The sequence below is a fragment of the Roseovarius sp. PS-C2 genome, assembly GCF_018862045.1.
Lineage (GTDB): Bacteria > Pseudomonadota > Alphaproteobacteria > Rhodobacterales > Rhodobacteraceae > Roseovarius.
In genome coordinates, this window is the sequence record NZ_JAHKSQ010000008.1 from 1 (window position 1) to 24,031 (window position 24,031).

Below are 24,031 nucleotides of genomic sequence, written 5' to 3' on the forward strand. Positions count from 1 at the left end.
CTCAGAGGCCGCAAAGAAAAAGAGAAAGGAGACGCCTGCATTGACCACAACATGACCGCTGAGACATAAACAAGGGTGGGTCAGTTCTCGGTGAAAATACCGGGTCACTTCTCAGCAGAAATCAACACCCCTAGGGCGTTTTGCGATAGGGACGTTCCCGCCCTTCCTTGCGGCCGTTCGTCAGGTAATGCACATATCCCGAGGGGACACGGCCGCTGGCGACTGCGGCTTTGACATCGGGATTCCCGGTCAGATAGGCCTCTTCGTCGAATTGCGGCTGTATGGCGACGGGGATATCCCCCGACGCCAGAATCTGAACCAGCGCGTCGATGGGCGCGTCGGGGTCTGCCGGGTCATGATCTTGGTTCTTGCGGCCCTTCCGGTTCATGTCCGCGCGCTGGATATGCACAAGAAGCCACAGCCTGTCGATTTCGGCGGTGTCTGTCCTGTTCTGCGTTTCTTGCGGTGCAGCGCCGGTTCCGACCGCATGTTCCAACTGGCCGATGCGTGTGCCGACCGCATCCAGCCGGTTGCGGATATCCGCTGCGAAATAGGCCGAGATCGCCGCCGCGGCGAGAGGGCTGCTGTTGCCATACTGACGCATGAACATGTTGCGGAAGACCGAGGCGAATTCCTCGTGTTTGCTTTGGCCGCCGACAACCGAATTGGCGTAGATACCCTGACGGGAGCTGTCGCCGAAATCACGGTGGTAATAATACGCCAGCGGTTCCGGCATGACCTTGATGTCCGAGCGCAGCACGAATTCGAGATTGAAATACCAGTCCCCGAGAACCGGAAGGTCCTCGTTATATCCGCCGATGTCGTCATAGACGCTGCGCCGGTAGAGGAAACTGATGGGCGCAAACAGGTTCTGGGCCAGCAATTCGGACAGGTGGATGTTGCGCACCCAGTTCATATAGGGCCTGCGGGCGTGTTCGATCACCTTGTCGCCGCGAATTTCCTCGGAGATGTATTCCGATCCGGTGACAACGCCATCGTAACGCTTGCCGCCGGACCCTTCGAGGAACCTGACCGTCTTTTCCAGAAACTGCGGATGCAGGGCGTCGTCGTCGTCGTGGATGATGATGTAATCGCTGTCGACGCTGCGGATGCCGACATTCGAGGCCGCCTCCATGCCAAGGCTGCGGGCATTCGAAACCAGATGAATCTTGCGCCGATCCACCGCACTTTGCGCGATCACCTCGCGCACCACGTCTTCGTCGCCGCCATCGTTCACCACGACCCAGACATAGGAATCATAGGTTTGCCGCGCCACGCTGTCGGCGGCCCGGCGCAGCAGGATCGGCCGGTTCTTGGTGCGTGTGACGATAGCGACCAGCGGGTCCTTGGGCAGGTCTGCGTCAATCCCGGCGGTCTGCGTGGCGGCGTCCGTTCCCAACGGATCGAAATGGGATGTGTTGTCTTCCTGCCCGCTCACCCGGTTTTGCAGGCTTTCGCGGAACGCGCCCGTGTATTCCAGGGCGATCTGGCCCTGCGGCCACAGCGCGCGCTGAATGCGCTGATCCACATTGAGATCCGAGGCAAGCGTATCGCCATCGGGCTCGATCAGAACCGGAACGTCCAGATCCTTGCCGAAATCCGCAGACCTGTCCTTGCACAGAACGGCCAGGGCCTCGTCGCGGGTGGGCCGGGCAAGGATGCGGGCCAGTTCGGGGGCCGCCTGTTGATGGTTCGCGATGATCGCTGCCGGGCCAAGGCCCGCATGATCGCGCAAATAGGCCTCGACATGCAGGAACAGGGCGTCGCGTTCGGGATCGACCCGTTCGTTCAGGTTGGCCTGGATCTGGTCTTGCGCCACGTCGTCGTTCGGGCCGCCCGTGATTTCCTCGATCGAGGGGCCGTTCGGCTCCAGCAGGGTTTCGAACAGGTGGCGATGCAGCGTGATCGCGGTTTCGGGCCTGTCCGGCTCATAGCTTTCGGACTGGAACAGCAGGCCGATCACCCTGTCGGCGATCCTGGCGTCATGGGCAGGTGTCAGGATGCGGCCCACATAGAGGCCGTGCCAGTCTAGCGACGGAAAGGCGCGATGCAGAATGCTTTGCGACGTGCCCTGCCAGCCACTGTCGATCAGCACCACATCGGTCGCATCGCCGATCAGCGACGAGAGATAGGCATCGAACGAGTCGGCGCACCCGCGCAGATAGGCATCGACGGGTTCGACAAGCGGATGATCGCTTTTCAGCCAGCCGGGAAAATTGAAGCCATGCGCATCGAACACACCGTCCTGCAACAGGTCTTCGTTCGCATTCAGAAAGGTCTGATCGTGCCGGAACAGCCCCGCGATCAGGTCGCGCATCGGCTGATGATGGTATTCCCGCGCGATGATCTCGGCGGCATACTGGCGGTTATGGGCATAGGTGCCCTTGCACAGCGCCAGACGCGATATCCAGAACATGTGATGACGATCGCCCGTCTGACGGCCCAGACCGTCGAGATACAGGTCGTACAGCCGGCTAATCCGCACGCCCGCCCGCGCGCAATACAGGAAACGGGTGCTGCCCTTGTCGAAGAAATGCACATGCTGGTCCAGCGCCAGCAGCCAGCGATGCACGACAGGTCCAAGGCAATCATAGCCAACGTGCCGGATCATTTCGTCAGAATTTCGCGCCATGTCTTTTCGGTCCGGGGTCTGGGTCATTTGGGCATCGCGATGTCGATATCGACATTGAACATATCGCGCAGCATGCTGGCCGTTTTCGCATGATCCCTGCGCCGCTCGAGGATGTCGGCCTGCGCCAGCGGCAGGTGCAGCGCCTGCCAGCCCTGCCGGATCGGCTGCGCCACATCCCCGCGGAAACTGTCACCGATGTGAACGAATGCGCCGGGGGCGGCCTGCAGCTCGTCCTGCATGTTCCGAAAGATCCCGCCCGAGGCTTTGGACACCTTGGTATCGGCGCTGGACAGAAGGAAATCGTATTGCTTCGGGGAGATGCCCAGAAGGTTCAGCAGCTGTGTGACCTGTTCGGCATGCATGTACATATCGGTCAGCAAGACCACCCGGCCACCGCGGGCCCGGTGGCGGGCGGCGTAGTCCACAAGGAACGGGTTCGGTTCGATTCGCCCCGCTTCATACTCCAGTTCGGCCTCGACAAAGGGCGAGGACATCTCGCCGCCACCGGTCAGGATACGGCTGGCCGTGGCGTGGATTTCCAACAGCGATCCCTCGCGGCAACCCCTTATCTTGCCCGAGGCGCGATAGGTGGCCTTGGTGCCCAGATGACGCGCCACAAAGGCATCGACCTGCGCGATATCCCGCCCGGTATGCGATGTGGCCAGATCGGCCATCTTGCCGCCGATCTCGTAAAAGCGGGTTATCTCGGATGAATTGTCCCGCAACACCAGCGTGTCGAAGACATCCATCGACAGGATGCGCTCCCCGTCCAGCATGCGGTCCAGGCGATCCGCCAGCCGTGCGGTGAAATCCTTGTCGGAAAACAAATCCCGCCGACACGTTTTTGCCTGGGTCAGCAGGGTTTCGATCTCATCGAAACGATGCAAACTCGTTACATCCGTGTCCCTCATGGTTTCCCCGTTTAACGTGAAAAGCTTTCGGGCATTGCTATGTCAGGTTGTGCCTGGAAGTTCAAAGCAATTTATGGGACCAGCCGTATCCAAAGTTGTTGAAGTCGAACTCGTAGATTTCCTTGATCAGGGAAATGGCGTTTTCTGTCATGAATTCTTCGAGTTTGCCCGAGGCGCCGGTTGCATGACGGCTGACATTGCGGGACGGCACATTTATGCCGAGAAAGGCCTTTATGCTGTCGAACTGGGGCCCGAACAGCTCGAAACGGCCGATAAAGGAATACTTGTATCGCCGGGGCCGCAACAGGAATGTCTGGGTGGCCCAATGGATGTCGCGTTCCATGTCGTCCTGGGCGCGGATCGCCTCCAGAAACTCGATGAAGGTTGGCGGCGTTTCGGGATCGAACCCCAACTGGCCGGACAACCGCTGGCGCTCCCATTCGTTGGTGACGAACTTGTCCAGATAACATGACAGCGCGCGCGAAAACGGGTTTCGCACAAAGCAGAACTTGAACGTGTCGGGATCGTCGTTCAGCGCCTTGAACTCGCCGGGCGCGTCTGTGACCCGAAGCAACGGCGAGGCATCCCGGTCATGGACATTCCCCGTGACGGGTTCGCCGGTCGCATCCATTTGCAGATCGTGTTTGATCGTCGTGCAGGCCACCTTGGGAGTTTCGACATAGATGTAATTCCGGCCTCTCGTCCAGTGGACAAGGTAGTTTGCCGTTGCCGGGCGATTGGCAAACAGAGCCTTAAGGTATTCCCGCGTCTCCACCGTCTCCGCTCCACTCGAAATTGAACCAGAATGTAGCTAGCAGCCGCACCACAGGCGGTCAACGAAAGACGGACGGATAATACACGGAAAAGGCGAGCGTTTGCCACGTCACAGCCGCCGGGCCTGTCTTCAGCACCCGGCGGCCCTGATAGTGAGTCGCCGCAATCAGAACCGCGCGGCAAGGGCGGCGACGCTGGCGGGCAGGGTGGGCCATGCCGTGTCGTCGCGATAGGGCGCGGACGGGTTTGCCGCCAGTTCCGCGCAGGCCGCCCGCATCCGTGCGATCCAGTCCCGTGTCGTCGCCGAACCGGCGACATCCTCCGCCGACAGCCCCGAGGCCGCTTCGGCCCCGTCCGGATCGAGGCCCGAGGCCAATGCGGTGGCGTGGCTCGCGATGGCCTGCGCGATGTTGGTCTGCACCTCGAAGGGCAGGGCGGCCAGAATGCGTCGGCGGCACTCTGCCTTGACGGCATCGCGGTGCGCGGCAAGCTGCCGGTCCGCCGCATCCTCGGCGCTGATGATCCGCGAGAAATCTATATTGCTCATGGCCGGGGCTCCTCGGTGTCATAGGCGGGCAGGTCTACCGGCCCGTCGTCGTTCAGGGTGATCGGTGCGGGATGGCGGGTCATGCCGGGGGCGTTCGCGCCATGCGGCAGGATCAGCGGGATGTGCAGGCGGCCCTCCTTGCGGCTGACCTCCCCGGCGATCCAGTCCGACCTGATCGCATCGCCGGGCAGGGTGGCCCCCTCGGGCAGGGCGGTAAAATCGAACTCTTCGCCGTTGATCGTCAGAACGTCGCCCTGCCGCGACAGGGTCAGCCGCACGTCATGGCGCATCGGCGTGAAAATCAGGTGCATGTCTTATCTCCTCAAACCCAGCGACCGATTGCCGTTGCCAGAACAACCGCCGTATCCCCGGACAGGAATCCGGTATTTCCGTTGATGCTGTTGACCCTCACCATGACACTGGTGCCGCCCAAGGCCCCCGCATCCAATGTGCCGATGTCACCGATGCCGGCGCTCGACACGCCCTGAACAAAGGACGTGCGGTCGATTGAGGCGCTGTAGCCAGGGATCTGCGAAAACGCCGCGGGAAAGACCCAGAATCCACTCATGTTGCTTGCATTGGCATAGCTGACCGGAACGGCGTGCGTACAAATCTGTGTCCCGTCCGCGAAACGCACATAGTCACCATTGGCGTTGCTGCCCCGTTCGATGACCGACCCGGTCGGGATGCCACCGGATTGGGCGACGGCCCCCACAAGGGTGGCCGTGGAATAGTATTCCGCCCAGCCGCTCCATGCCGATCCGCTCCAGCCGCGCGTGAACATCCTGTTGCTCCCGTCAACCACGCCCAACTGGAAGGAATCGCCGTGGGGCGGTTCACCATGCCGGACCGAGATCAGGTTGAAGGCGTTCGTCGGCTTGTCGCCCGCCGCATCGTCGCGCACCCGATAGAACCCGGTCGGAAGCTGCGCCGGATCGTCGATGTCGCCGCTGAACGAGATCATCGACCCGCCCAATCCGAACGCCCCGACGCGCATCAGGCGGCCTTCGGTCGTATCCGTGGCGTCGGCCTGAACCGCCGCGCCCGAGGCCCGCCCGCTCTGCCCGTCGAACCGCAAGGCACTGGTCCAGGCCGCGCCATCCGGGCTGATCTTGATCGAGAAATCGTTGTCTCCGGTCAGGCCCATTTCCGCATGACCGGTCCAGCCCGTCTGGAACATCACGCTGGCAGTATCCGCCGTTTCGGCCTTGTTGACCTTCAGCTGATGCCCCGCGTCTTCGCCGGTCAGCAGCGTCGCGGGGGCGGAAACGGTCAGGCGGTTGGTGTCGTCCGCTGTCGCGTTGATGCCGATACGGTCCAGGTTCTGCGTCCAGGCCTGCCAGCCCCCCGCGCGCCAGACACGCGGCGCACCCTGTGTCGTGGGAACGGCCAGCCACCCGTCTTGCGGCTGCAGGAAGACCCATCCGGCATTACCGAAAACCGCAAGCTGCCCGCCCTGTCCCGCCCAGTGTCCCAGCGGGGCATCGCCAAGCGCGAATATCGCGCCCGGCGCGGGATCGGCTGGCGGATCGGTGGCATCGAAGGCCTCGACCCGCAACTGAACCAGCGCGTCCAGGCGCTCCAGCGCTTCGTTATGCGTGACGTGTTTCTGGGCTTGCGATTGCGCTATGTAAGGCAATCCCAGCCGTGCCGAGATTTCTGACATTCCGTGCTCCTGGCGATTTGCTGTCCCCCGCGACATTCACCGCCAATCCCTCACGTTTCCCGAGCAGGGCGTTCCATCGCTTAACGCTTCGTCAAGACTCACCCGCTGGCCAGCGGCCTCAGAACAGGATGTCCTCCGCGCCCCAACTGTCGGTTTCGATCGGGTCGCCATCGGCGCTGTGGATGTGCAGCAGCTCGTCGCGCCACGCGATGGTGGCGCCCCAATCCTGCCGGGTCAGCGTCAGCACGGACAGGTCGTACAGCATCCCCCAATCGCCCAGGTCGATCCGGTCGATGCCCGGCTGGAAATCGGTGATCGTATCGGGCTGCCCGTCGGCGCGGAACACGAACACATCCGCACCGCCCCCGCCGGTCAGGCTGTCCTCGCCCGTCCCGGCCATCAGGGTATCCTCCCCGCCCGATCCGAACAGGGCATCGTTCCCGTCCCCGCCGATCAGCATGTCGTCCAAAGGGGTGCCCGTCATTGTATCGTCACCGGGGCCGCCACGCATCGACATGCCCAGGTCCGACAGCGGCAACACCAGTTGCGCAATCGCTCCCGCATGGCTGCCCGCCAGAACGATATGCTGGGTGTCACCCGTGACCGCCACACTGATATCGAGGATATTGCCGATATCCCAGTTCGCGGATTGCTCCACGCTCTGATGATGCCAAAGCTGCCCGTCAGGCAGCACCTCGAACAGGCTCAGCCCCCCGTCCGTGCCGCCCGTCACCACGAATCCCCGGCCCGCGATGCTGAACACGTCCAGCGCGACCGCCCCGGCAAAGCGCGTGTTGCGGTCGTCATATTCGATATCCTCAAGAAACAGGGCCCCCACCGGGTTGATCCGCACCGATGTCAGCGTCCCGCTTTGCCCCGAAACCCCGACGATATATTGCGTCTCTCCGGCGGTCAGGGCCGCGATATCGTTCAGCCCGTCGATCCAAAGCCCGTCCTTCGGCCCCAGCGTGTCGCACAGGTTCAGCGTGTCGCCATCCCCGATGGCATAGCTGCTCAGCCCGTCCTCGGCGGCAGAACTGACCGCTATGAACTGAGTGCCGCCGACCGACAGGGCCACGATATCGGACACCCCTTGCAGCGTCGTCTTGGCCGTTTCCTCGGCCCGGTCCAGCAGCGTGGCCCGTTCGGCCCCGTCCTCCAGACGATAGAGGGACAGGCCCTGCCCCAAGGCAGGCGCACCGATCAGCAGGCCGGGAGACCGATCCGCAGGCAGGACGGCAAAAACCGACAGGGCCACCGGATCGCCCGCATTGTCCCGTATCTCTACCGGTGGCGACAGCGCCCTCGACTGATCCGCGCGCAGCGACACAAGCCGCCCGCTCATCGCTTCGGGCAGAATCAGAACCTCGCCGCTTACGGTGTCGGCGGTGGCAAGCTGACTGAAGCGATACACATGATCGGTAAGCCAGCTTTCGCTTTGCACCGTCAGCGTCAGGTTGTCGTCCATGACCATCCGGCGCAGCCCCCCGGTGGCGCTGCTGCCTGCCCATATGACGGCCTGCCCGTCCGGGCCGGTCCACAGCCGGTCAAACAGCATCATGTCCCCGCCGCCCAGAAGCGCGCGGAATGTCATCTTGTCCATGTCGCCCCCCACGGGCCGTTGTCGTGCCATCGAACGTGGTCGGCCAACACGGATCAAACGGGCCACGGATGCGGCAGGATCGTGGAGGTTTCCTAAAATCCGGGCATTTCGGATTTGCCTCAAACCTGAGTGACTTCACCGCCGGACGTTCACCCAATCTCAATTCCGAACGCCGATTTTTCCGGGTGGGAGGTGCTGACAATGGCGCAAAACGGAACGGTCGTATCCGGGCTCGGCGGCCCCGAAGGCTATGGCGAACTCATGGTGCCACGCAATGACGACGGGTCGCTGCAACTGGATGCCAGCCTCATATTCGGCGCGGGCTTCGATTTCTTCGGCACGCTCCATGCGGCGGACAGCCTGTTCGTCAACACCAACGGCACGCTGTCCTTTGGCGCGGCGCTGCCCCTCTATCCGACGCCTGAGAACGAAAGCCTGTCTTGGGACGTGATCGCGCCGTTCTGGGGCGATGTGGACACCCGCCTCGATGGCGAGGGCGCGGAAAGCGGTGCGATCTGGGTCGACCTGTCAACGCAAACCGGAACGCTGACCGTCACATGGCACGATGTCGGGGTGTATCGCCGCAATGGCGACCTCACCAATACCTTTCAGGTTCAGCTTGTCGATCGCGGCAGCGGCGATTTCGATATCGTGTTCCGGTATCAGGCGCTGAATTGGGCGACGGGCACCGCCGAAAACGATGCCGGGGCGCGCATCGGGCTGGCGGCAGGGGGGGCATCCACCCCCGGCTGGCTTTTCACGCATGAACAGAACAGCGATCTTTTGCAGCTGCCGGGGATCGCCGGGAATACCGGGGTCGCTGGGCTGTGGCTTTACGAAATGCGCGGTGGCACGGCGTCCCTGCCTGCGGATACACCGCCTGACCCTCCCGTTCCGCCCGATCCTCCTGACCCATCCGATCCGTCGGACCTGCCCGAACACCTGATCGGCACCGACGGCACTGACATCCTGCGCGGTGAAGGTGGCAATGACACGCTCGAGGGGCGCGACGGGCGCGATACCCTGTCGGGCGGCGACGGCGATGACCTGATCTTCGGCGGCGCGACCGATCTGGACCGTGGTGACGTGATCTATGGCGGTGCGGGTCATGATCACATCGACGCGGGATACGGAAATGACGAGGTGCATGGCGGCACCGGCGATGACACGATCTCGGGTTTCTATGGTAACGACACGCTGATCGGGAACGAGGGCGACGACCGGTTGAACGGCTCGGTCACCGCCGACCTGATCTTTGGCGGCGACGGGTTCGATTTCATCAATGGCGGGTTCGGCAGTGACCGTCTGAACGGCGGCGCGGATGGCGATACGTTCTATCACACCGGAATCGCCGGTCACGGCAGCGACTGGATTCAGGATTACGATGCCGCCGAGGGCGACGTGCTGCAATATGGCGGTGACACCACGGGCGCTCATCGGTTTCAGGTAAACTACGCCTCAAGCGGCGCGGGCGACGATGCGGTGGACGAAGCCTTCGTGATCCACAAGCCCACCGGTCAGATCCTCTGGGCGCTGGTCGACGGTGAGGCGCAGAGCAGCATAAACCTGCGCATCGGCGACGAAGTGTTCGATTTGCTGGCCTGATTTCGCCATGCGCGTGTTTTGCCGGTTGATTTCGCGCCATGCGTGTTCTACCGCCTTTGAAATCGAAAGCCGCAATAGCGCAGGTGCACATGAGTTTTGACATCGGGTTCGGTTATCGTTTCGGCGCGACAGGCTTCTTTGGCGGCAAGCTGTTCGATTTGCCGGTGTAACGGAGCTGCCGTGCCATGATTTGCCGGACTCCTGGAAAAGAACTGTCGGTCTGCCGGTATGGGCCCCTGCCGCCCATATTGCCCCAGTCGTCGGAGGCCGGTGCCATCACGACAGAATGTCAGATATCCGGCAGGACACCGGCGGTTGCCGTCCTGCTCGCAACCTGGAACGGGGCGGCCCGGCTTCAGGCGCAACTGGACAGCTTCGTCGCCCAGACATTGCAGCCCGCCCTGATTCTGGTCAGCGACGATGGCTCGACGGATGACACCCGCGATATCGTCCGCGCCTTCGCAGATGCGAATCCCGCGCTGAACGTGACCTTGCTAAATGGGCCTCGCAAAGGGGCCGCGCAGAACTTTCTCAGCCTGATCCGCGCCATCCCGGAAGGAATCGATTATGCCACCTTGTCCGATCAGGACGATGTCTGGCTGCGCGACAAGCTGCAGCGCGGAGTAGATGCGCTGACGGGGGCAGCCCGCCCCGAGGATTGCCTGCTCTATTGCGGGCGCACTTGGGAATGTAACGCCGAACTGCGCGACATGCGGATATCGCGCCCCTTGCGCCGGCCGGCGGGATTTCGCAACGCCCTGGTTCAGAACATCGCCAGCGGAAACACGATCATGCTGAACCGGCCCGCGATAGAACTCGCTCAGGCCGCCAGTCTCGAGGCGCGCAAACCCGTGGTGCATGACTGGTGGCTCTATCAGATCGTCACCGGCGCGGGCGGCGCGGTGCTGTTCGATCACGCCCCGCTTCTGATGTACCGGCAACACGAGGGCAACCTGATCGGCGCCAATCGTGGCTTTCAGGCCAAAAGGAAACGGCTGCGCTTCATGCTGGCCGGGCGCCTGCGCCGCTGGAACACGATGAATATCGATACCCTCAGCGCATCGGCCCATCGACTGCGCCCCGAGAACCGCCAGACGCTCGAGGATTTCGCCACCGGGCGGAACGGCGGCCTCTGGACCCGCCTGGCCACGATCCGGCGAAACGGCCTTTATCGGCAAGGCAAACAGGGTACGCTGTCGCTCTATCTGGCGGCCGCCCTGCGCAAGCTGTGACAGGCTGGTTCAGGCGACAAGGACGGTCAGGATACCATGAAACTCCTTCTGCACATCGGAACCGGCAAGACCGGCAGCACCTCCATTCAGGGCTGCCTGCAGGCCAATGCCGACAGGATACGCGCCCAGGGCGTATATGTCCCCGCAATCCTGGGTGAGCGCAATCATCGCAAACTGCCCGCCATCGTGCAAAAGGACGCGGCCTCGAAAAACTTCATGGCGACGCAGGGCATCAAAGGGCCCGGCCAAAGGCAGGCCGCGCGCGACAACTGGAAAACGGAATTCCTGAACGATATCGTCGCCGCGCGGGCCCGGTATGACAGATCTATCATCACCGCCGAACACCTGAGTTTTCTGGACGCCGGTGAAATCGAAGACCTGAAGGCCCTCCTGTCCGGCCCGTTTCAGGCGCCGCGCATTCTGGTCTACCTGCGCGATCCCATCGACTACGAAGTGTCGATGTACGACACCGCGCTCAAGGTCGGCGGCCTGCGCCCCGGCCCCCGCCCCCCCGAACCCGGCGGCGAGACCGATTACCGGATGCTTCTGGAAAAATGGGCCGGTGTCTTCGGCGTCGATGCGCTGGACGTGCGGATTTTCGACCGCCGCGAATTGCTTCAGGGCGATATCGTGGCCGATTTCGCCCAGGCGGCGGACCTCGACGCCACCGGGTTCGCCTGTCCCGATCCTGAAAACCCGTCGCTCGATCTTCTGGGCAAGGCCTTGCTGACGCAGGTCAACCGGAAACTGCCGCGGTTCCTGCCGGATGGCCGCCCCAATCCGCGTCGTCGGCAAATCCATCGCATGTTTGAACGGCATTTCGCCACCGGGCCGAAATATACCCCCGATCCCGATCTGGTCGCGGCCTATCGCAAGGTGCTGGCGCCCTCGAACGAATGGGTCCGCAGCAGGTTCTTTCCCGACCGCCCTGCGCTGTTCGAACCCCGCGACTATCCGCCGAAAACGGCGCTGAACGTCAGCCCGCAAGAGATCGACCGGATCGCCGATCTGGTCATCGCCCTGTGGACGCGGAAATGACCCTGCATCGCCCCGCCCAGGCCCCGCTCAGCTTTCGGCCGATCCCGCCCTGCGCGCCAGCCTGCGGCTCAGCCGCAGCCAGAACGGCCCGCCGATCCGGTTGCGAAAGATCAGCCGCTCGATCTCCTCGGGCGTGCTGCGGCTCAGGGTGAAACCGGGCTGCACCTGCGCCAGCCGCTCTTGCAGGGCGGTGTTGATCGGCCCGAAACGGGCATTCAGCGCATCGAGCTCATCCCGGCGAAACAGGCAGGGCTGGCTTTCGGGGCCGAATTCCGCCTCGAAAGCGGCGCTGGCCTCTTCGATCAGCCATCCGGGGGCGGGATCGGGCTGACTGACCATGACGGCGGCCCATGCCGGCAGCGACGGGGGCGATGTGTTCGCATGGGCCTTGCCGCCCATGTCCAGATCACCGGCGCTCAGGTCGCACTCCATCAGATGCAGCAGCCTGCCCAGAATCCCGCCATCCGATTTCCGCGCGCCGGCGTAATCCTCGAACCGGATTTCCTCGGGCGCGAAATGCTCCAGAAGCCGGTCGTGAAACTTCAGGTAATCCACCCACATGCCTGCGCAATACTGACCCTCCAGCGCCCTGGCGACCATCTGTTTGGGGGCCGGAGGAACCGCCTTTCTGGCGATCTCCAGATACACCGATTGCATGAACCGCCACTGTTCGCGCAGCAGGCACAGCACGCGGATTTCCTCGAACGGGGCCAGCGCCGCGCGAATGGCGCGGTAATCCGGCGCACCGTTCGGATGCCCGATCGACAGCGTTTCGCTGGACAGGAACACCGTGGCGTCGCTGTCGGCATGGCGTCGGGCGATCTCGTGCCACATCTTCAGGCTGCCGCCGGGATAGCGCAAATGCGCGGGCAGGTCCTTGTACCCGTCCGCCGCCAGCCCGTGATGCCCCGCCGCCGTGCCCAGCCGGGGATAGACGATCCCGTGTTGCGCCAACAGCGTCGCGTTGCGGTGAAACACGTTCTGAATCGTGGTCGTCGCGGTCTTGTGCGTTCCGATATGAAGAACGATCCGGGCCATTGTTCTACCCTTCCGCGGGGGGGGCTTGCATCCGTTCCCGAACGAACTCCCTGCAAAACCGGGTCCAGAACCGTCCGTCGATCATCCCGCGCATGACGGTATCGTCTTTGGGCGAAACCTCCGACAGGGCAAAGCCCGGCTGTATCCCGGCGCGGCGTTCGGCCAGCTTGCGGTTCAGCGGCCCGAACCGGGCCTGAATGTTCCGGATTTCGCCAGCGGTGAAAATGCAGGTTGCCAGGTCCTTGTTCTCGAAATGCGCGCGCAACAGGCTCCCCGCCCGCTCGACCAGCCATTCGGGTGCAATCCTGGGCTGGGCCAGCACATTGGCCGCCCAGCTTGCCAGCGGCATGGGCGAGACATTGGAACTGCCCTGATTGACGGGCTCCAGCGCATCGGCCCCGATCCCGAGCCCCAGATGGTTCAGGAACGCGCCGATGATCCCGCCCGGCGCGGCGATGCCCGAATGGTAGTCGAGCAAGGTGATTTCCTCGGGTGAAAACACCGTTTCCAGCCGGTCGAGCAGCTTGTTGTAATCCACCCAGAGCCCGGTGACTTTCCCCGTGTCGATGGCCGACCTGACCATTTCGGGGGGGCGCGGCGGTGTCTGTTTCTTGGCGATTTCCAGATAGACCGACTGCATGAACTGCCATTGCGTGCGCAGGGTGCAGATCACCTCGAAACTCTCGAACCCGTCCAGCAGGCGGCGGATCGCGGCCAGATCGGTGTGCCCGTCGTCACAGCGTGAAAATTCCTCGCTCGACACGAAGACCGTGCCGGGACCATCGGCATATTTGTCGGCCAGATCGCGCAGGGCGGCGCGGCTGCCGTGTTCCGGTTTGTAGAACGGCGGCAGGTGCGCCCAGTCATAGATCAGCCCATGATGCCCCGTGGCCTTGCCCAGCCGGGGATAGATCAGCCCGTGCTGCGCCAGCAGGTCGGCATTGTGGTGAAACGTATCCTGAAGCGTCGTCGTGGCCGTCTTGTGTGTGCCGATATGCAGAACGATTTTCGCCATGCGCTCAGCCCTTCGAAGATGCGGAGGCCGTGGCCGCCGCGCCGGTATGATCGGCCAGAACCTTCAGGTACATGTCGTCCCATGTGACGCTGGGTTCCAGCATGGCTTTCTCGGCCCATTCGTTCCAGGCGTTGACGAACAGTTCCTGCCCGTACGATCCGCCCAGCCGCGTTTGCGTCAGGTCCAGAAGCCAACGGTTGAAACTGGCAGGGTTCGCGCCATAGGCGATATGCGCATTCAGGTCGCGCCGCGCGGTGTTGTCCCAGCTCGGCATGACGCCGCAGATCGTGTTGCCGGGCAACGCCCCGGTATAGTCGGGCGACATCGCGTTCGCGATCACCTTGCGGTAATCGTAGACCAGCCCCTCGAACCCGGTTTGAATGTCGCGCTCCAGACGATTGCCCGCCGAGCCGCCGAACAGGTAATCGTCCTTGGTTACCAGACCATGCGGCGGCATCTCGATCCAGAAATCGAACAGATCGGAGTCGACCGGCGAGTCGCCCGCGATATGGAAACAGACCGCACCCAGTTCGACCTCGCCGATCCCGGCCTCGCGCCATGCCGCGCGCATCCGCGCTACGCTGGCCGCCGGGTCGGGCATGTCCTCGGGGCGGTAGATGACAAACCGGGGGCGGGTGCCGTCGGGCCGCTGATAGCGCGGGTCGCGCATATAGGGCAGGCAGTCGGCGACAAGCCGCTCCTCGAACCCCTCGGCATAGGTCTGCTCCAGCAGCACGCTGCCCGACAGCCCGTCCCAGTTGCGCCGCCAGCTTTCGTTGGCCCAGCACAGGTAGAAGGGAAAGTCGATGTCGGGGCGTTGCAGAAGGTTGTCCAGCGGCGCTTGCAGTACGCGGCGGCCGTCGAACCAGTAATGATAGACACAGAACGCGTCGATCCCGGCGGCCCGCGCCATGCTGGCCTGCTCGCCCATGGTTTCAGGCACCCGCAGGTCGTAAAACCCCAGGTCCGAGGGCAGGACAGGCTGCGTATGCCCCTCGAAAAACGGCTCCGCGCCCACCGTGCCGCGCCACTCGGTAAAGCCCTTGCCCCACCACGCGTCATTCTCGGGGATGGGATGGAACTGCGGCAGGTAAAAGGCCGACACCAAGGCGGGCCGCAGCCGCTTGGGGGCCGGTTTGCTCAGGGCCTGCTGCAATTCGGTGGTCTGCACCACATGCTGCCCGGCGGCCCGCGCCAGGATACCGATGGCGCGTTCCATCGCATGAGCCAGGGTGCCATCCACCTGCGCCTCTTCCGGGTCGAAATGTCCGGGGCGCAGCTTCATCGCCTTCAGCATCCCGACCATCAGCGGTTTCAGCCAATAGATCGACCCGGCGGGAAAGGACAGGTCCGCGCGCCCGATCTCGATCTCCACCCGCCGCAACAGGCTTTGTGTGGCCTCGAAATTCGATCCCCACCAGCGCGGATCGCTGTAATGCTGCCCGTCGGCCACCCAGAAGGCGGCGGTCGGGTCGGACAGGAAGGCGCTCAGCAGATGCTCCAGCCCCTCGTCCGGCAAAACCCCGTCGATCAGGTGCCGCCGCCAGATGTCGCCATCCTCGCGGTGCGGGGATTTCTTGGTGTGGATCTTGCACACGGCCTCGTACCCGTCCAGCGCCCCGGCATTCACCAGCCGCAGAAACGGCAGGATATCGCGCCCGCGGTTCTCGACCGGATGCACGAAGGCGCGCGGGAAATCGCGGCGGATCTCGTCGGCCAGATCGTCGGTTTCGTCGCCGCGATAGGTCAGGGTCACGAAGACGTCGAAATCGCCGGGCAGGCGGCGCAGCCTGTCGGCGAATTCCGGCCACAGGTCGGGGTAATAGACATGCATGACAACCGCCACGCGCCCCCGCTCACGCATCCGCTCGAACCGTGGCAGGCGCGGGGTGTCGTCCGGCATCTTCTCGACCTTCGGCAGGTCCTTGTGCACGCGCTGTTCCGCGTGCCCGCCCCGTATCCAGTGCAGCAGCGGCGATATCTCTTCCCCGGCCACGTCCGGGTTGTAGCGCAGATAAGCCCAGGGCGAAAAATCCGGGTTCGGACGATAGCCGCGCTTCTCGCCGTAAACGATGTAATGGCGCAGTGGAAAGCGATGGAACAGCGGGTGAATGTCGGGATAGGCGCCGGTATAGTAGACCGGATCGAAAAACCCCGATCCGCGCGCCGCCCTGTAAAGGGCGCGTTCCTCCCGGGTCAGGCTGAAGATCCTCAGAAAACGCAAAAGCCGGGCGGCATGCCCATTGGAAGACGACATTATTTCACAACCCAGTTCAACTTTACCCGGCCCATAGCAACCCCCCCGGACAGAGGCAAACGAAACCCGCCGCCGCCGCTATAATTGCATATATGCGCCGACTTGTCTCTCGGGGGTTGTGTGTCGTGGCGATGCCCCGCGGCTCAGCGTTCGTCGATGATCATGCGGTGATAGCGATGCAAAAGCAGCACCCCGGACACGGCGCAGACCAGGGAAATCAGATAGACATAGACCGGCGACACAAGGGGGGCTTCGTAGGTGGCGTAGAACCCCGCGCGCATCTGCATGATCACATGCGCAACAGGATTATACAGCAGGATATCGCGATAGGCGGCGGGCAGGTTGTCTATCAGAAAGAATATCCCCGACACGATGAACAATGGCCGCGTCAGGATTTGCCAGACCTGTTGCCAGACCGGGAACATGCTCATCAGGAAACAGTTCAGTATCCCGACGCCAAAGGACAGAGCGGTCAGCATCGCCCACGCCTTGAAGATTTCGGGCAGGTCCAGAATGATGCGCAGATCGAACATGGTGACGATCCCCGTCATCAGGATGATGAACACCAGGAACGAGGTCAGCGTGTTCAGCAGGAACCGCGCCAGAATGGCGTCCATCAGCGTGACGTTGGGATAGGTCAGCAACGGTTTCGAGAACCGGATCGCGATGCCCATTTTCTGGTTCAGCCCGTTGAAATGGCTCAGCACGATGAACCCGGTGGCATAAAACAGCGCAAAGCTGGTGCCGATGGGCGGCGAGCGAAACGCATAGGAAAACACGATCGACAAAAGCGCGATGCCGCCGACCGGTTGCAGGACTTCCCAGACATAGCCGCCCGGTGATCGCCCATAGGTGGTGGACATTTCCCGCAGGATCAGGGCAAAGATCGCCCGCGCCGAGGCGAAACGGCGCTGCGGGCGGGGCCGGGGGGGCGCAATATGGCCGATTGTGTCGGACAGGGCCTTCACTCCAGGGGCTGTTATGCTAGACGTGCCTTGTTGTATTGGGTCGCCTTTCGCGTGTAAACTCGGAATGCTTCCGTGACAGGAAGGTCAGAAAAAGGGCTGTTACGATTTCCCAGGTCTCTCCACAAACCACTCCCGTGAAAAACGCGCCACAACCCGCCGCGCAGGCGGCAAAAGGGCCCGCAAAAACCGCCAATCACAGGGGTAAGACGCCGGAGGTCGCGGGCCTTGCGCGGGTGCGTCCGCGTCACTACGGCATTCTCGCCAGCTTCGTCATTCTGGTGCTCGTGCCATTCGCGCTATGCGTGTTCTATCTGTTCGTCGTCGCAGACGATCAATACGCCTCGCGCGTCGGCTTTGCCGTGCGTTCCGAAGAAATCAGCAGCGCGCAGGATTTGCTGGGCGGGATTTCGAGTTCGCTGTCGGGGGCCAGTTCTTCGGATACCGACATTCTCTATGAATTCATCCAGAGCCAGAACCTGGTCGAACGCGTGCACGCCGATCTCGACCTTGTCGCGATGTATACCGTCCCGTCTTTCGATCCGGTTTTCGCCTACCACCCCACCGGCCAGATCGAAGACCTCGCCGAGTACTGGAAAAGGATGGTTCAGGTCTCCTATGACAGCAACACCGGGCTGATCGCGCTGCGGGTCAATGCCTTCCGCGCCGAGGATGCCCACGCCATCGCCGAACGCATCGTCGCTGAATCCACCCGCCTAATCAACGATCTGTCGGCCATCGCGCGCCAGGACGCCACGCGCTATGCGCGCGCCGAACTCGAACTGTCGCTCGAACGGCTCAAGGGCGCGCGCGAAACGCTCACCGAATTCCGCAGCCGCACACAGCTTGTCGACCCCAGCGCCGATATTCAGGGCCAGATGGGCCTGCTGAACTCGCTCGAGGCGCAACTGGCCGAGGCCAATATCGAACTCAACCTGTTGCTGGAAACCTCGCGTGAGGGCGATCCCCGCGTCAGTCAGGCGCGCCGCCGCATCGCCGTCATCACCAACCTGATCGAAGAGGAACGCACCAAGTTCGGGTTCGGCGGCACCACCCGCGCCGACGGCAAGGATTACTCGACGCTGGTGGGCGAATTCGAACGCCTGATGGTCGATCTGGAATATGCCGAGAAAAGCTATCTCGCGGCGCAGGCCGCGCTCGATACCGCTCTGGCCGAGGCACAGCGCCAAAGCCGCTATCTGGCCACCTACGCGAACCCGACCATACCGCAAAGCCCGCGCTACCCGAAACGGTTCCTGCTGTCGGTGATCGCCGGTGCTGTCTTGCTTTTGTCATGGGCCTTGCTGGTGCTGGTCTATTACAGCCTGCGGGACCGGCGCTGAGCCACAGGGGGCGGACGCGATGATCGAACTGCGCAACCTGTGCAAGACCTACCACCTCAACGGCGTGTCCAAGACCATCGCCGACAATATCAGCTTTACCTTTCCCACCGGCTCCAGTGTCGCTTTGCTCGGGCGCAACGGGGCCGGCAAGTCCAGCATGCTCAAAATGATCGCCGGAACGATGGACCCCGACAGAGGCCAGATCGTTTCAAGCGGCACGATCTCGTGGCCGGTCGGGTTTGCGGGATCGTTCCATCCGGATCTGACCGGCGCGCAGAACGTCCGCTTCGTCGCGCGCATCTACGGTGTGGACACCGATGAGATGGTCGCCTTCACCCGCGAGTTCGCGCAGCTCGAAGGGCATTTCAACCTGCCCCTGCGCACCTATTCCTCCGGGATGAAATCGCGGCTGGCCTTCGCCATGTCCATGGCCGTGCCCTTCGATACCTACCTGATCGACGAGGTCACCGCCGTGGGCGATGCGGCCTTCAAACAGAAAAGCGAGGCAATGCTGCGCAACCGTCTGCAAAACAGCGGCGCGGTCATCGTCTCGCATTCGATGCCATTGCTGACGCGCCTGTGCGAGTCCGGTGTCGTTCTGGATCGCGGGCGGTTCTTCTACTACCCGAGGATCGACAAGGCGATCGAACATCACGAACACGTCATGCAGGGCCGCCTGCCGCCCTGGATGCGCCGGAACCAGGGCAAGGGCAAAAAAGCCGCCGGTCACGCGTTCCCGCGCGAGGACTGATCCGCGCCGGGCCGTCCGGCCGATGATGCGGCGATGGTTGAAATCCGGTCGTGGCGCTCGGCGATCAGGGCCGGTTTGCGTCCATGATGGGTGCAAATTCGCGATACCACCCTGTATTTCGTACAAAACCCGCGTACAGATTGTACGAATTGTACGAAACTCCACAGCACAGGGGGGCGGCCATGCAGGCAGAATACGCGATCATCGGCGGCGGCGTTGTCGGCCTCTCCATCGCGTGGGGGCTTCTGCAAAAAGGCCGTAAAATCATCGTGTTGGATGGCGGCGACACCGCTTTCCGCGCCAGCCGCGGCAATTTCGGGCTGGTCTGGGTGCAAGGCAAGGGCCTGACCCAACCCGCCTACGCCCGCTGGACCCAACACTCCGCCACCGCCTGGCCCACCTTCGCAGCCCGGATTTCCGAGGCGACGGGCCATGATCTCGCCCTGCGCCAGGACGGTGGTTTCGATTATCATCTGAGCGAAGAAGAGCTTGAAAACAAAGTAAAATCTTATGAAAAACTGCGCGAGGAACTGAACGGAAATTACCCGTTCGAGGTGCTGAGCCCCGCTGACCTGAAACGCGAAGAGCCCAATATCGGCCCTGCTGTCGCGGGTGCAATTCTGCATCGTCAGGACGGTCATGTGAACCCTCTGCGCTTGCTCAAGGCGCTGTCCGACGATGTCCGCCGCATGGGCGGCATCGTTCTGACCGGCAAGCAGGTCACCGATGTGGACAAGCCCTCGGGATTTCGTCTGACCTGCGCGGATGGAAGTGTATTCGATTCTGAAAAAGTCATTCTTTCCGCAGGTTTAGGCGGAATCGAGCTTGGCCCGAAAATGGGCTTCAAGGCCCCAATGCGCCCTCAGCGCGGCCAGGTTCTGATCACCGAAAAGCTGCCAAAACTGATGAACCGCCCCTCCGGCATCATTCGTCAGGTGGACGAAGGGGGCGTGCAGATCGGCAACAGCAAGGAAGAGGTCGGATATGATGACGCCGTCACCACCGACACCATCACCCGCATCGCCGCCCGCGCCACTCAGGTCTTTCCCGATCTCGCCCGCGCGCAGGTCGTTCGTGCGTGGGGCGCGCTGCGGATCATGTCGCCCGACGGGTTGCCGATCTATCAGGAAAGCCATGAATTTTCAGGAGCTTACCTAGTGACCTGTCATAGCGGAATTACCCTTGCCGCTGCTCATGCCATGTCTTTGACCGACTGGCTGGAAGGCAATGACTCCGCCCCGGATCTGGAGGTGTTCAGTGAACAACGCTTTGCCGTTTCATGATCTTTCGACCGATACCGCACCCCTTGTAAACGTGCGGTTCGACGGGGCGGAATACGCCTTGCCCGAAGGCGCCAACCTGGCCGCGGCACTTCTGGCCGCCGGGGTCACGGTGTTTCGGACAACCCCTGCATCGCAGGCCCCCCGCGCACCCTATTGCATGATGGGGGCTTGTTATGACTGCCTTGTGAGGATCGACGGTACGACCCGTCAGGCCTGTATGACAGAGGTGCGGAAAGGTTTGATCGTCGAACGCGCCCATACTGTGGGAGGTATGGATGAAAACGGCTGATCTGATCGTTATCGGTGCTGGCCCGGCTGGCATGGCCGCAGCATCCACCGCCGCCGATGCGGGTCTGAGCGTTCTGTTGCTGGATGAACAGCCCCGCGCGGGCGGGCAGATTTACCGGGATGTAAAACGCGCCGCCACTGTGCGGGGCCATATTCTGGGACATGAATTTGCGGATGGCCTACCGCTGGCCGAAGACATTGAAAAACAAGGGATTAAACGTGTCTTCGGCGCTACCGTATGGAATGTCGAGCCCACAGGCAAGGTCGCCTGTTCGGTGAACGGACAGGGGATGGTTGCACAAGGGTTGCGTGTCTTGCTGGCCACTGGCGCACTGGAACGTCCCATGCCCATTCCCGGCTGGACCTTGCCGGGTGTGATGACGGCAGGTGCGGCGCAGATATTGCTCAAGCAGTCCGGTTTGGTGCCCAAGCGGGCGGTTCTGGCCGGGTCCGGCCCGCTGCTCTACCTGATCGCGGCGCAAATGGTTCGCGCTGGCGTCCCTCCGCTGGCATTGGTGGAAACCCAGGCGCGCGGCGATTTCATCGCCGCCCTCAGGCATTCCGTTGGGGCGCTGCGGGGCTGGCGGTATCTGCTCAAGGGATTGAAAATGCTGCGTGAAACAGAGCGAGCCGGTGTGCCGCGTTATCGCGGGGCAACGGGGCTCGCCGTGGAGGGGGAAGGTCAGACCGAGGCGCTGACATTCACTGTATCCGGCCAATCGCACCGCATCGCTTGCGATACCGTGTTGCTGCATCACGGTGTCGTTCCCAATACGCAGGCGGCTCGCTCGCTTGGCGTCGATCACGTCTGGAGCGATCGACAGGCGTGTTTCGTTCCCCGTCTGGATCAATGGGGCGGCACCGGTCATGACCGTATTCTGATCGCGGGTGACGGTGCGGGTATCGGCGGTGCCAGGGTGGCCGAAATCGCGGGTCGGCTTGCCGCACTCAGGGTCGCGACGGATCTGGGCCGGATGACCGGGCAAGAGCGCGATGCACTCGCCGCGCCTTTGTTTCGGCAACGAAACAGGGAACTGGCTGTGCGTCCCTTTCTTGATATGGCCTATCCGCCCTATACCGGCGCGCTTTCGCCGGATGACGGCACGATCATTTGCCGCTGCGAAGAGGTGACAGCAGGTGATATCCGCCGTTTTGCCCGATTGGGGTGCAAGGGCCCAAATCAGGCCAAGGCTTTTGGCCGCGTCGGTATGGGACCTTGTCAGGGTCGATATTGCGGTTTGGCCGTCAGCAGCCTTCTGGCGCAGGAAAACGATGCCACGCATGACGAGACAGGGTATTTTCGCATTCGCCCGCCGCTGAAACCCGTCACTTTGGGCGAGTTGGCGGCGACGGAAGATCAAACCGACCGGGCCGGGTAGTGCGAGGAAACAGCACTGCCCAAGCATCTGTATTCCGCTTCACAGAGTGTTAACCACTCTCGCGAGATAGGTTTGACTGTTTTCGGGCTTTGTGGCTCAATTTCAGGTAGTATGTATGGAATGGTGCGATGCTGCTTCTTGCGGGTCTGTTAAGTATGATGGCTGTCGGCGCTACGGCGTTTTTCGGGTTCGATATGGGCGCGAACGACGATGACGACAGTATGATGGACCTGCCGATGCCCGATTCCGCAGATAGGCTCTCTGGCGGTGACGATCTGCTGACCGACCCCGAGGACGAAGCAGAGCGCGATCCGCCCCCGGAGTCTCCGTCGCCCGGTGGCAGTAGCGCAGCCGGGCAGATCGTATCGGGCGGGCCTTCGGCGGATGTCATGCAGGGAACTCCCGGAAACGATCAGATGAATGGCTATGCCGGGGCCGATCAGGTGTTCGGCGGGGCCGGAAACGATCAACTGTTCGGCGATCTCGGCGCTGACACCATCGACGGGCAGCAAGGGAGCGATACGCTGCATGGCGGTGCGGACAATGACAGCCTGATGGGCGGCCCCGGTAGCGATCAGGTGTTCGGCCATGACGGGGCTGACACGCTCTCGGGCGATGACGGCGACGACAGTCTTGTGGGTAGCGCCGGGAACGACCTGCTTTTTGGGCAGGATGGCGCGGATGCGCTGCATGGTGATCTGGGCGACGATACGCTGGATGGCGGCCTCGGGGCGGATACGCTGTTCGGGGGGTGGGGTAACGACACCCTTATCGGTATCATCGACACTGATGATCTGGCCGGCATTCAGGATCAGGATGAAGGCGACTATCTGAATGGCGGGGACGGTGACGATCTGATCCTTGCGGGTCGTGACGATATTGTCGGCACCGGGGACGGTTCGGATAAGGTCGTGCTGGGCGAGTGGTTGTCGCAAGACCATCAGGCCGAGATCGGCGATTTTTCGGTGGCCGAGGATTCGCTGATGGTGATTTACGACGATATCGCCAACCCCGACCCCGAGGTGACGATCGAACAGGACGACACCGATGAGACCCGTCAGCATATCGTGCTGAATGGCAAACGTATCGCTGCTGTCGACGGGGCCGATGGGCTGTCACTGGAACACATCACCCTGATTGCGGAAAGTACCTTTGGCACGGTCATGACCGGCTGAGCCCCCTTGGCAATTTTCGCTTTCATTTTTCCCTGATATCTTCTAAACGCACGCATCCCCGGCCTGGATCGGGGATATTCTCCATAGGACCCTGCTGGACGACATCCCGGCTTGTGCCCTGAACCCTTGATTGAAAAGGAGACCCCGATGTCGATCACTGCCGAAGACAAAGCACGTGTCATGAAGGAATACGCAACCAAGGACGGCGACACCGGTTCGCCCGAAGTACAGGTTGCCATCCTCAGCTCGCGCATCGCGACCCTGACCGAGCATTTCAAGACCCACAAGAAGGACAACCACGGTCGCCGTGGCCTTCTGAAAATGGTTGCTCAGCGCCGTAAGCTGCTGGACTACCTCAAGGGCAAGGATGAGGCGCGTTATCGCGACCTGATCAAGCGCCTCGGCATCCGCCGCTAAGCGCTGACCGCCAAGTCTTGAAACGCCCGCATTTGCTGCGGGCGTTTTTTGTTGACCAGTCAAGCCCTGCAGGTGGCCGGATCGCGTAAATCGCTTTCCAAATCGGGCATTC

At 62.4% G+C, this 24,031-nt stretch carries 22 protein-coding genes; 11 read left to right on the plus strand and 11 right to left on the minus strand.

Annotation, left to right across the window (positions count from 1 at the left end):
• Positions 1-130: 130 nt before the first annotated feature.
• From KPG71_RS15095 to KPG71_RS15125, 7 genes are all read right to left on the minus strand, one after another.
• Positions 131-2,611, minus strand: coding sequence for a glycosyltransferase (locus KPG71_RS15095; RefSeq protein ID WP_216338836.1), 2,481 nt, complete (start codon positions 2,609-2,611; stop codon positions 131-133).
• A 44-nt stretch (positions 2,612-2,655) separates the two neighbouring features.
• Positions 2,656-3,543, minus strand: a complete 888-nt coding sequence (locus KPG71_RS15100) for an HAD family hydrolase (protein WP_216338837.1) — start codon at positions 3,541-3,543, stop codon at positions 2,656-2,658.
• Between the two features lie 61 nt (positions 3,544-3,604).
• On the minus strand, positions 3,605-4,318 hold the full coding sequence (locus KPG71_RS15105; protein ID WP_216338838.1) for a sulfotransferase family protein: 714 nt from the start codon (positions 4,316-4,318) through the stop codon (positions 3,605-3,607).
• 165 nt (positions 4,319-4,483) lie between these two features.
• The gene (locus KPG71_RS15110) at positions 4,484-4,864 is read right to left on the minus strand and encodes a hypothetical protein (protein WP_216338839.1); all 381 of its coding nucleotides are present in this window, start codon (positions 4,862-4,864) and stop codon (positions 4,484-4,486) included.
• Positions 4,861-5,175, minus strand: a complete 315-nt coding sequence (locus KPG71_RS15115; protein WP_216338840.1) for a hypothetical protein — start codon at positions 5,173-5,175, stop codon at positions 4,861-4,863. The genes KPG71_RS15110 and KPG71_RS15115 overlap by 4 nt, the downstream gene beginning before the upstream one ends.
• Positions 5,176-5,186: 11 nt before the next feature.
• The gene (locus tag KPG71_RS15120) at positions 5,187-6,530 is read right to left on the minus strand and encodes a DUF2793 domain-containing protein (protein ID WP_216338841.1); all 1,344 of its coding nucleotides are present in this window, start codon (positions 6,528-6,530) and stop codon (positions 5,187-5,189) included.
• 118 nt (positions 6,531-6,648) lie between these two features.
• Positions 6,649-8,163 (minus strand): calcium-binding protein, encoded by a 1,515-nt coding sequence (locus tag KPG71_RS15125; RefSeq protein ID WP_216338842.1) that lies wholly within the window; start codon positions 8,161-8,163, stop codon positions 6,649-6,651.
• Positions 8,164-8,334: 171 nt separating this feature from the next.
• On the opposite strand from KPG71_RS15125, the gene KPG71_RS15130 reads away from it, so the two are divergent.
• The 4 genes from KPG71_RS15130 to KPG71_RS15140 all read left to right on the plus strand — a co-directional run bounded on the left by KPG71_RS15130 (position 8,335) and on the right by KPG71_RS15140 (position 12,008).
• Positions 8,335-9,738 (plus strand): calcium-binding protein, encoded by a 1,404-nt coding sequence (locus KPG71_RS15130; RefSeq protein ID WP_216338843.1) that lies wholly within the window; start codon positions 8,335-8,337, stop codon positions 9,736-9,738.
• Between the two features lie 38 nt (positions 9,739-9,776).
• Positions 9,777-9,908 (plus strand): hypothetical protein, encoded by a 132-nt coding sequence (locus KPG71_RS19785; protein WP_301182906.1) that lies wholly within the window; start codon positions 9,777-9,779, stop codon positions 9,906-9,908.
• Positions 9,909-9,986: 78 nt separating this feature from the next.
• Positions 9,987-10,970 (plus strand): glycosyltransferase family 2 protein, encoded by a 984-nt coding sequence (locus tag KPG71_RS15135; protein ID WP_253196297.1) that lies wholly within the window; start codon positions 9,987-9,989, stop codon positions 10,968-10,970.
• Positions 10,971-11,006: 36 nt separating this feature from the next.
• Positions 11,007-12,008 carry a hypothetical protein gene (locus tag KPG71_RS15140; RefSeq protein WP_216338845.1) on the plus strand — a complete coding sequence of 334 codons (1,002 nt, stop codon included), beginning with the start codon at positions 11,007-11,009 and terminating at the stop codon, positions 12,006-12,008.
• 27 nt (positions 12,009-12,035) lie between these two features.
• On the opposite strand, the gene KPG71_RS15145 is transcribed toward KPG71_RS15140, so the two are convergent.
• From KPG71_RS15145 to KPG71_RS15160, 4 genes are all read right to left on the minus strand, one after another.
• On the minus strand, positions 12,036-13,046 hold the full coding sequence (locus tag KPG71_RS15145) for a hypothetical protein (protein WP_216338846.1): 1,011 nt from the start codon (positions 13,044-13,046) through the stop codon (positions 12,036-12,038).
• 4 nt (positions 13,047-13,050) lie between these two features.
• Positions 13,051-14,061 (minus strand): hypothetical protein, encoded by a 1,011-nt coding sequence (locus tag KPG71_RS15150; protein ID WP_216338847.1) that lies wholly within the window; start codon positions 14,059-14,061, stop codon positions 13,051-13,053.
• A 4-nt stretch (positions 14,062-14,065) separates the two neighbouring features.
• A complete protein-coding gene (locus tag KPG71_RS15155) occupies positions 14,066-16,318 on the minus strand; it encodes a glycoside hydrolase family 99-like domain-containing protein (RefSeq protein WP_216338848.1) in 2,253 nt (750 codons plus the stop codon).
• Between the two features lie 143 nt (positions 16,319-16,461).
• The gene (locus tag KPG71_RS15160) at positions 16,462-17,286 is read right to left on the minus strand and encodes an ABC transporter permease (RefSeq protein ID WP_367397363.1); all 825 of its coding nucleotides are present in this window, start codon (positions 17,284-17,286) and stop codon (positions 16,462-16,464) included.
• Between the two features lie 134 nt (positions 17,287-17,420).
• Here KPG71_RS15160 and KPG71_RS15165 point away from each other — a divergent pair, with 134 nt between their 5' ends.
• From KPG71_RS15165 to rpsO, 7 genes are all read left to right on the plus strand, one after another.
• Complete coding sequence (locus KPG71_RS15165; RefSeq protein ID WP_253196298.1) at positions 17,421-18,626, plus strand: sugar transporter; 1,206 nt, start codon at positions 17,421-17,423, stop codon at positions 18,624-18,626.
• Between the two features lie 19 nt (positions 18,627-18,645).
• Positions 18,646-19,377, plus strand: coding sequence for an ABC transporter ATP-binding protein (locus KPG71_RS15170; RefSeq protein ID WP_216338849.1), 732 nt, complete (start codon positions 18,646-18,648; stop codon positions 19,375-19,377).
• Positions 19,378-19,559: 182 nt separating this feature from the next.
• The gene (locus tag KPG71_RS15175; RefSeq protein WP_216338850.1) at positions 19,560-20,660 is read left to right on the plus strand and encodes an FAD-binding oxidoreductase; all 1,101 of its coding nucleotides are present in this window, start codon (positions 19,560-19,562) and stop codon (positions 20,658-20,660) included.
• Positions 20,635-20,949 carry a (2Fe-2S)-binding protein gene (locus KPG71_RS15180; RefSeq protein ID WP_367397364.1) on the plus strand — a complete coding sequence of 105 codons (315 nt, stop codon included), beginning with the start codon at positions 20,635-20,637 and terminating at the stop codon, positions 20,947-20,949. The genes KPG71_RS15175 and KPG71_RS15180 overlap by 26 nt, the downstream gene beginning before the upstream one ends.
• The gene (locus KPG71_RS15185; protein WP_216338852.1) at positions 20,936-22,327 is read left to right on the plus strand and encodes an NAD(P)/FAD-dependent oxidoreductase; all 1,392 of its coding nucleotides are present in this window, start codon (positions 20,936-20,938) and stop codon (positions 22,325-22,327) included. Before KPG71_RS15180 ends, KPG71_RS15185 begins: the two co-directional genes overlap by 14 nt.
• Positions 22,328-22,455: 128 nt before the next feature.
• Positions 22,456-23,502 (plus strand): calcium-binding protein, encoded by a 1,047-nt coding sequence (locus KPG71_RS15190; RefSeq protein WP_216338853.1) that lies wholly within the window; start codon positions 22,456-22,458, stop codon positions 23,500-23,502.
• A gap of 147 nt (positions 23,503-23,649) precedes the next feature.
• Positions 23,650-23,919, plus strand: a complete 270-nt coding sequence (gene rpsO, locus KPG71_RS15195) for a 30S ribosomal protein S15 (protein WP_073035742.1) — start codon at positions 23,650-23,652, stop codon at positions 23,917-23,919.
• The last annotated feature ends 112 nt before the right edge of the window (positions 23,920-24,031 follow it).

Bases quoted from the DNA above. Each gene is read 5' to 3' on its own strand.
- KPG71_RS15095 (WP_216338836.1), bottom strand. From the start codon at position 2,611: ATGATCCGGCACGTTGGCTATGATTGCCTTGGACCTGTCGTGCATCGC.
- KPG71_RS15100 (WP_216338837.1), bottom strand. From the start codon at position 3,543: ATGAGGGACACGGATGTAACGAGTTTGCATCGTTTCGATGAGATCGAA.
- KPG71_RS15110 (WP_216338839.1), bottom strand. From the start codon at position 4,864: ATGAGCAATATAGATTTCTCGCGGATCATCAGCGCCGAGGATGCGGCG.
- KPG71_RS15115 (WP_216338840.1), bottom strand. From the start codon at position 5,175: ATGCACCTGATTTTCACGCCGATGCGCCATGACGTGCGGCTGACCCTG.
- KPG71_RS15120 (WP_216338841.1), bottom strand. From the start codon at position 6,530: ATGTCAGAAATCTCGGCACGGCTGGGATTGCCTTACATAGCGCAATCG.
- KPG71_RS15125 (WP_216338842.1), bottom strand. From the start codon at position 8,163: ATGGCACGACAACGGCCCGTGGGGGGCGACATGGACAAGATGACATTC.
- KPG71_RS15130 (WP_216338843.1), top strand. From the start codon at position 8,335: ATGGCGCAAAACGGAACGGTCGTATCCGGGCTCGGCGGCCCCGAAGGC.
- KPG71_RS19785 (WP_301182906.1), top strand. From the start codon at position 9,777: ATGCGTGTTCTACCGCCTTTGAAATCGAAAGCCGCAATAGCGCAGGTG.
- KPG71_RS15140 (WP_216338845.1), top strand. From the start codon at position 11,007: ATGAAACTCCTTCTGCACATCGGAACCGGCAAGACCGGCAGCACCTCC.
- KPG71_RS15145 (WP_216338846.1), bottom strand. From the start codon at position 13,046: ATGGCCCGGATCGTTCTTCATATCGGAACGCACAAGACCGCGACGACC.
- KPG71_RS15150 (WP_216338847.1), bottom strand. From the start codon at position 14,061: ATGGCGAAAATCGTTCTGCATATCGGCACACACAAGACGGCCACGACG.
- KPG71_RS15155 (WP_216338848.1), bottom strand. From the start codon at position 16,318: ATGTCGTCTTCCAATGGGCATGCCGCCCGGCTTTTGCGTTTTCTGAGG.
- KPG71_RS15170 (WP_216338849.1), top strand. From the start codon at position 18,646: ATGATCGAACTGCGCAACCTGTGCAAGACCTACCACCTCAACGGCGTG.
- KPG71_RS15175 (WP_216338850.1), top strand. From the start codon at position 19,560: ATGCAGGCAGAATACGCGATCATCGGCGGCGGCGTTGTCGGCCTCTCC.
- KPG71_RS15185 (WP_216338852.1), top strand. From the start codon at position 20,936: ATGAAAACGGCTGATCTGATCGTTATCGGTGCTGGCCCGGCTGGCATG.
- KPG71_RS15190 (WP_216338853.1), top strand. From the start codon at position 22,456: ATGCTGCTTCTTGCGGGTCTGTTAAGTATGATGGCTGTCGGCGCTACG.
- rpsO (WP_073035742.1), top strand. From the start codon at position 23,650: ATGTCGATCACTGCCGAAGACAAAGCACGTGTCATGAAGGAATACGCA.